General features: G+C 67.0%; 1 protein-coding gene and 2 pseudogenes. 1 reads left to right on the top strand and 2 read right to left on the bottom strand.

Features of this window, described 5'->3' with window-relative positions; all coding sequences use genetic code 11:
* Window positions 1–122: 122 nt before the first annotated feature.
* Together GV792_RS30475 and GV792_RS30470 are read right to left on the bottom strand one after the other, a co-directional pair.
* Window positions 123–371: pseudogene (locus tag GV792_RS30475) on the bottom strand (phosphopantetheine-binding protein); the annotation flags it as partial.
* A pseudogene (locus GV792_RS30470) lies at window positions 369–3140 on the bottom strand (amino acid adenylation domain-containing protein); the annotation flags it as partial. The pseudogenes GV792_RS30470 and GV792_RS30475, both read right to left, overlap by 3 nt.
* A gap of 731 nt (window positions 3141–3871) precedes the next feature.
* On the opposite strand from GV792_RS30470, the gene GV792_RS27035 reads away from it, so the two are divergent.
* Window positions 3872–7295 (top strand): WXG100 family type VII secretion target (locus tag GV792_RS27035; protein ID WP_163827808.1); only part of this gene is annotated, 3424 nt, incomplete at its 3' end.

Below are 7295 nucleotides of genomic sequence, written 5' to 3'. Positions count from 1 at the left end.
TCGGGCAGGCGCTGTGCCACCAGCGGCGGCCGCACACCGTCGGCGGGCGCCGAGTTCTCCGCCCGTGCCGCGATTCCCGCGACGGTCGGCGTCTCGAACAGCGCCCGCACACCGAGCTGGGTGCTGAACGCCGCACTGATCCGCGATACGACCTGCGTCGCGACCAGCGAGTTGCCGCCGAGATCGAAGAAGTTGTCGTCGATACCGATCCGGTCCTGGCTCAGCACATCGGCGAAGATGCCCGCCACGACCTGTTCGGCCTGGGTGCGTGGGGCGCGGAACCCCGACGCATCGGCGGCGAACACCGGCTCCGGCAACGCCTTACGGTCAAGCTTGCCGCTGGTGTTGAGCGGGAAGGCGTCCAGCACCATGATCGACGCGGGCACCATATAGCTTGGCAGCTTCTCCGCGACGAACCGCGTCAGCTCCGCCGATTCCACGCTCTGACCAGGCGCCGGCACCACGTATGCGACCAGCTGCTGTCCGGTGGCGGTGTCGACCACGAGCACCACGGCCTGGCTGACGGCGGTGTGCGCGAGCAGATCGGTTTCGATCTCACCGAGCTCGATGCGCTGACCACGGAACTTGACCTGGAAGTCGGTACGACCGATGTACTCGAGGACACCGGCCGCGTTCCAGCGCACCAGGTCGCCGGTGCGGTACATGCGTTCGCCGTCCGGTGACAGCGGGTTGGCGACGAACCGATCCGAGGTCAAGTCCGGGCGGCCGCGATAGCCACGCGCGAGCTGACGTCCACCCAGATACAGCTCACCCGGCGCACCGATGGGCGCGGGACGCAGCCGCGAATCCAGAACATAGACCTCGACATTCCACTCCGGAATACCGATCGGCACCGTCACGGTATCGGCGGCCGTGGCCTCCCAGTAGGTCACCGAGACCGCGGCCTCGGTGGGGCCGTACAGGTTGTGCAGACCCGCGGAGGTGATCGCGCGGAATGCCGCCGAGGTCTCCGGGGGCAGCGCCTCACCGATCACGAACACCGCACGCAGCGACTCGACCTGCGCGGGCGTGGCGTGCGAGACGAAGACGGTGAGCATCGAGGGGACGAAGTCGGTGAACGTCACCCGATGCTTCGCGATCATCTCCGCGACATAGATCGGGTCGCGATGCCCGTCCGGCGCGGCGATGATCAGCTTCGCACCGACCATCAACGGCAGGAAGTAGCCCCACAGCGACACATCGAACGTGGTCGCGGTCTTCTGCAGGTACACATCGTCGGCGGTGAGGCGGTACTCGTCGAGCATCCACAGCTGCTGGTTGACGATCGCGTGATGGGTGACCGCGACGCCCTTGGGGCGACCGGTCGAGCCCGACGTGTAAATGACGTAGGCGGTGTTGTCCGGGCGCAGCGGGGCTCTGCGGTCGGAGTCGGTGATCGGCTCGGCCGAGAAGTCCGAGACGTCGAGGGTGTCGATTTCCACCCGCTGCACCGACTCGGGCAGCTCCAGCTCATCGGTCGAGATGGTCAGCACGCACACCGGTGCCGCGCTGTCGAGAATGTAGGCGGTGCGGTCGGCCGGATGATCCGGATCGATCGGCACATACGCGCCACCGGCCTTCAGCACCGCGTGCATCCCGATGACCAGCTCGAGCGAGCGGCGCATCCCCAGGGCGACCAGCGACTCCGGGCCGACACCGTCGGCGATCAGGAACCGGGCCAGCCGATTCACCCGCTCGTCGAACTCGGCGTAGGTGAGGGTGGCGCCCTCGAAATCCAGCGCGATGTTGTCCGGAGTCAGCGGAATCTGCGCGTCCAGCAGCGCGGGCAGCGTGGTGGTCGGCACCTCGTGCGCCGAATCGTTCCACTCCACCAGCGATTCGGCGCGTTCGGCGGCGGTGGTGACGTCGAGCTGCCAGACCGAGGATTCGGAGTCGGCGGCCAGGAACCGGTCGAAGAACTCCAGGAACCGGCCGTGGTGACGGCGCGCCTCGTCGTCGGAGTAGAGGTTCGGGTTCGTCTCGAAATCGATATGCGAGCGGGTGCCCGCGACCGACTGATAGAAGTTGACGCCAAGATCCTCGATGCTGCCGGTGGACAGCACACTGAGCTGGCCGACCATCGGACCGAGCACCAGCTCGTCGTGGAACAGCATGATGTTGACCCACGGACCGAAGAACTCCGTGGTGACCACGCCGTCACCGGCCGCGTCACGGCGGATGTCCTCATGCCGGTAGCGCTGATGACGCAGCGCCCCCGACACCTCGACCTGCACCTCGCGCAGCAATTCGGTGACCGAGGTGTCGTATCCGACACGCAGCCGCAGCGGCACGATATTGGAGGCCACACCACCGGACCGGCGCATCGCCGCGGTGGTGCGGGCGGTGACCGGAAGGCTGAGGATGACGTCCTCGGTGCCCGTCAGCTGCGCCAGATAGGCAGCGAAACCGGCGATCAGCATCGCGGCAGGCGAGGAATCGTGCCTGGTGACGGCCTCGGCGAGCAGAGAATCCTGCTCCTCCGACAAAGCCGAACTCACGATCCCGTTCACCGGCGACGGCGGGGCCGAACGTCCGGCGAGGCTCGAGCCTTCCTCGAGGCCAGCCACCCGCTGCGCCCAATGCTCCTTATCGGACTGGAAGCGCGTGCTGTCGCGGTAGGTGATCTCGGATTCGTAGAGTGTGCGCAGGTCCGTCGCCTTGCTCGGCGCGGGCTCGGCGCCGGTGACATAGGCGGTGTAGAGCTCGGCGATCCGAGTCATGAACGTCATCGCGCCGAAGCCGTCGAGGGCGATGTGGTGGGCGCGCGAGTACCAGAACCAGCGCTGGTCCTCGATGCGCAGCGCGGCGGCGCGGATCAGGCGATCGTTGACGATATCGAGCGGGTGCGAGTACTCCGCACGCATCCATTCCTGAGCGGCGGCTTCGGGATCGTCGACGTCGCGCAGGTCGACGTATTCGAGGGTCGCATCCAGCGACGGATCGACGGTCTGCAGCGGTTCACCGTCGCGTTCGATGATCCGAAGGAAGCCCGATCCCATCTCGCGGGCAGCATCGGAGCTTGCCCGCTCGAGGGCCGCTACATCCAGGTCGCCGCGCAGATCGACATACTGCGCGATGTTGACCGGTACGTCAGGATCGACATGCTGGGCATACCAGATACCCAGCTGCGCCGGGGACAACGGAAAGAACTCATCCCGCTCACCACCAGTTTCGCCGTTTCCGCCGAAATCCAGCCGGTCCAACCGTAACCTCGCTTCCGGAACACCACGCAAGCGCTCCCCGACGACACCCGGACAGGACGCTCACCTATCCAAGCGTGGCGTCCACATCTGCGGGCTCAGTTCTCGTAAAAATCAGGCAAAAATGTTCATTGGCACTATCTGTCCGCTGGGCCGCTGTTGTTACATGGGCACGACCGGACCCGAGGTCGCCCACGCGGCACATCCGCGAACTTCGCTGCTGATCACCGAATCAATCTACCGTCGCCCTTGGCGGGGGACCAACCAACGTCCATAGCGTCAGCGCATCGCCGCTGGCGACACGGCGAGGCGGGGCTACCGGGCGTTTCCTGGCCACTCACCGCGGCCATAGTTTCAGCGTGAGCAGTGTGACAACCGGGCGGGTTCGGCTCTGGGTGTGAGATGCGTCTTCGGCGTGTGCTGAACGAGGCCCACCGTCGGCATCATCGGCACCGCCGTAGGCCGAGAACCTACCCTCGCACCAGTCTTTGCCACTGCACTCTGTCGGCTGCTGCTGCACACCCTGGTGCGTTGAGGGCCGGGATCGACCCCAGCGTTCTGGTACAGATCTCGGAACTCGACGGATCCGGATGGAACCGAAGCCAGGTCCGGCGCGTCCATGTCTGCGTAGGTAAGTTCTGGGCTCAGTCGGTGGAGTGGAGGGTTCTGGGGTGGGCATCGAGATTCCCGAGGCGTTGCAGTGGGCCGCGAAGTATGTCGTCGGGGCCGGTGATTGGCCCGAGGGTGACGAAACGGCGATGCGGCGTATGGCCGATGCCTACAACACCGCCGCCACCACCCTCGACGACCTCGGCGACGACGCCCAACTGAAGGTCAACCAACTCCTGTCGGCTTTGGACGGGCAGAGCGCCGACGCGATCGAGGCGTTCTGGAAGAAACTCGGCAACAACGACGGCGCCCTCTCCGCACTGACCGGGTTGCTCACAGACCAGGCCGACGTCGTCGATGACGGCGCCAACGACATCGAACACACCAAGCTGATGATCATCGCCCAACTGGTCATCTTCGCCGTCGAAATGGCCGCCGCGTTGGCTGCCATGGCCACCGGTGTCGGCGCGCCCGCCGGAGCCGCCGCCGGAGCCGCCGCCCGCGTCGCCACCCAAGCCGCGATCCGGTTGACGATGAAACAGCTGCTGCAACGGATCCTGTCGCGGGTGGTGAAAGAAGCCGCCCTCGGCGCCCTCGAAGAAGGCGGCCTCGACCTCGGTATCCGCCTCATCCAAGCCGCCAAGGGCGACCGCGAACTCTCCCGCGACGACTTCACCGCCGTCTGGCAATCCGCCGCAGGCGGCGCGATCGGCGGCGCCATCTCCGGCGGCCTCGGCCGCGAAGGCGGACTCACCAACGGCATCGGCGACAACGCCGGCGAAGGCCTGTCCAACGCCCTGGGCAACCGGGCCAAACAATTCGCCACCGACTACACCACCGAAGTCGCCTCCGACATCGGCTCCCAAGCCGCCATGGCCGCCATCACCGGCGAAGACTTCGAACTCACCGCCGACACCTTCACCAGCGCCGCCACCGGCGCCGCACAAAACCAATTCGACAGCGGCGGCAACGACGGGGGCGGCGACAACGGGCCCGAAAACGAGCCGAGCAACGACCCTGAGAACGGCAACAACGACCGCGAGCCCCAGAACAACGACCCCGGCCGCGGCGAAAACAACAACGACCGCGGCGAGAACAACCAGGGCCAGAACGACAATCCTGACAGCGGCCAGAACAACGACCGTGGCGGCAATAACGACGAACCGCCCGCCAACACCCAACCGGCCTCCACTGGTAATCCCGACAACAGCCCGAACTCCCCAGGCAGCAACACCGGGAGCGGCAACGACAACAGCGGCAGCAACGAACCACCATCCCGCACCCAGCCCGCCTCCACCGGCGGTGACCCGAACAGCGGCGCCAACAACGACTCCGGCAACAACCAGTCCCCGAACCAGCCCGCCCAAACCTCCCCTGCCAACGCCAACAGCAACGACGACTCCGGCAACGGCAACGGCAACGGCAACGGCAACGGCAACGGCAACGGCAACGAGCCTCCCGCCCGCACTCAACCCACCTCGACCGGCGACCCCACCAACGCTGGCGGCAACGAAAACCAAGGCGGCAATAACCCGCCCTCGAACCAACAATCCCCCCAAACCACACCCACCGGGCACGATGGCAGCGGCAACCAAGCCAGCCACAACGACGGCAATCAGGACGCCAACAACCCCCCAGCCGACCAACAGCCGCAGCCTGCCGCAAACACTCCTCCCGCCAGTGAACAGCCGCAGCCTGCACCCGCAGTCGGCGAAGACGGCAATACCAACGGGGACAACAACTCCGGCGGGAACAACGCACCTCCGAACCACACCGCCCCCGCCGACCAGGACAACGACAGCGGCGGCACCGGTGACGGCGCTGGTGATCAGAGCGGCAATACTTCCCCGTCGAACCAGCAGCCGCCGCACAACACTCAGCCCGCCGAGAATGGCGGTGGAGCCAACTCCGGCGGAAACCAGAGCGACGGCGACAACTCCGGTAGCGGCAACAACCAGGCTCCGTCCCCGTCCGGGCAGGGCCAGGCGGAAGGCAACGGCGAGAACAGCTCCAGTAGCACCGGCGGCAACAACCCACCTCCGCCGAACGAACCACCGGCACCGCCCAGCAATTCGTCCGCGGACGACGATGGCGATGACGACGCCTCTTCCCAGCCGACCGGCAACACCGATTCCCCAACGCCCACACAGCCATCCGAAACCAACGGCCCGGCAAACCACCCAAACAACTCGCCGACCTCGTCCGGCGACACTGGCACTGGCACTGGCACTGGCACTGGCACTGGAGTGGGCTCCAACACAGGCACCGGCATGGGTGCGAGCGCGGGTACCGCTCCCGGTACCAGCTCTGGCACAGGCGCAGACCCCACGCGCCCGAATACGCCCGCCGCCACCGGCAACAACCAGGCCCCTAGTTCCCTCGATCTCCCCGACCAGGGAGCCCCTGCCACACATAGCTCCGATCCGAGCGCCCCCGGCACGAGCACCCTGGATCTCCCCGAACAAAACACCTCACCAGCTCACACCACGCCCCCTGCCCAGACATCGCCGACCGGCCAGGGCTCCAGCACTCTCGATCTCCCTGAGCAGAACCCCCCACCAGCCCACACCACACCGCCCGCCCAGACCACACCGACAGACCAAGGACCGTCCACACTCGACCTCCCTGAACAGAACACCCGGCCCACCGAGGCCGCCCCGCCTACCCAGACCACACCACCGGCTCAGAGCACCAGCACTCTCGATCTTCCCGAGCAGAACACCCCACCGGCCCACACCACACCGCCCGCCCAGACCACACCGACAGACCAAGGACCGTCCACGCTCGACCTCCCTGAGCAGAGCAACTCCGCTCCGACCGCCAACCAACCGCCGACCCGCGTCGATCCGCCCGAGCAGAACACGACGGGCAATGCGACGCCGTCGACGACCTCGCAGTCCCCGATCTCACCCGGCGGCACCCACAACACCCCCATCCCACCGGGTGGGCCCAACGCGGGCCCCAGTTCTTTGGATCTGCCGAATCCGACGACGGGTCAAACCCCGAACGCCGCTGTCACCCCGGACAACACGTCCAACGGCACCCACCCCCGATCCACGAATCCGGCCGCCGACCCATCGGCATCACCCACCAGCACTCAGCAGAGTCCGACGGTCGCCCAGGCGGACACGTCGGCCGCATCAACTGCCACGGCGACACCGCCGTCCACCGGGATCCCCACCCACGCCGCACCCGCGGATTCGGCAGCGCGAACCATGACACCTGCCTCCGACAACGCGCCGGCAGGCTCGCCCGCGGCCACACCAACCAATCAACGCCCGACCCCCGCAACCACCCCGCAGTCCAACGGCAACCGGCCGGCACCGCCATCCACGTCCGGCACCCCCACACGCAGCCCTGAGCCGACGCCGGCCAACACCGCCCCCACACGAACCACCCCAACCGACCAAGCACGAACCAACCCGCCCAACCGCGAAAACCCGCCGACCCGGACCACCCCCGAACGCCCCGCAGGCACCAGAAATC

It is taken from the genome of Nocardia cyriacigeorgica, assembly GCF_010868145.1.
Taxonomy (GTDB): domain Bacteria; phylum Actinomycetota; class Actinomycetes; order Mycobacteriales; family Mycobacteriaceae; genus Nocardia; species Nocardia cyriacigeorgica_D.
The sequence above is the reverse complement of the archived record's forward strand: the minus strand, read 5'-3'. Positions and strand labels throughout refer to the sequence as shown.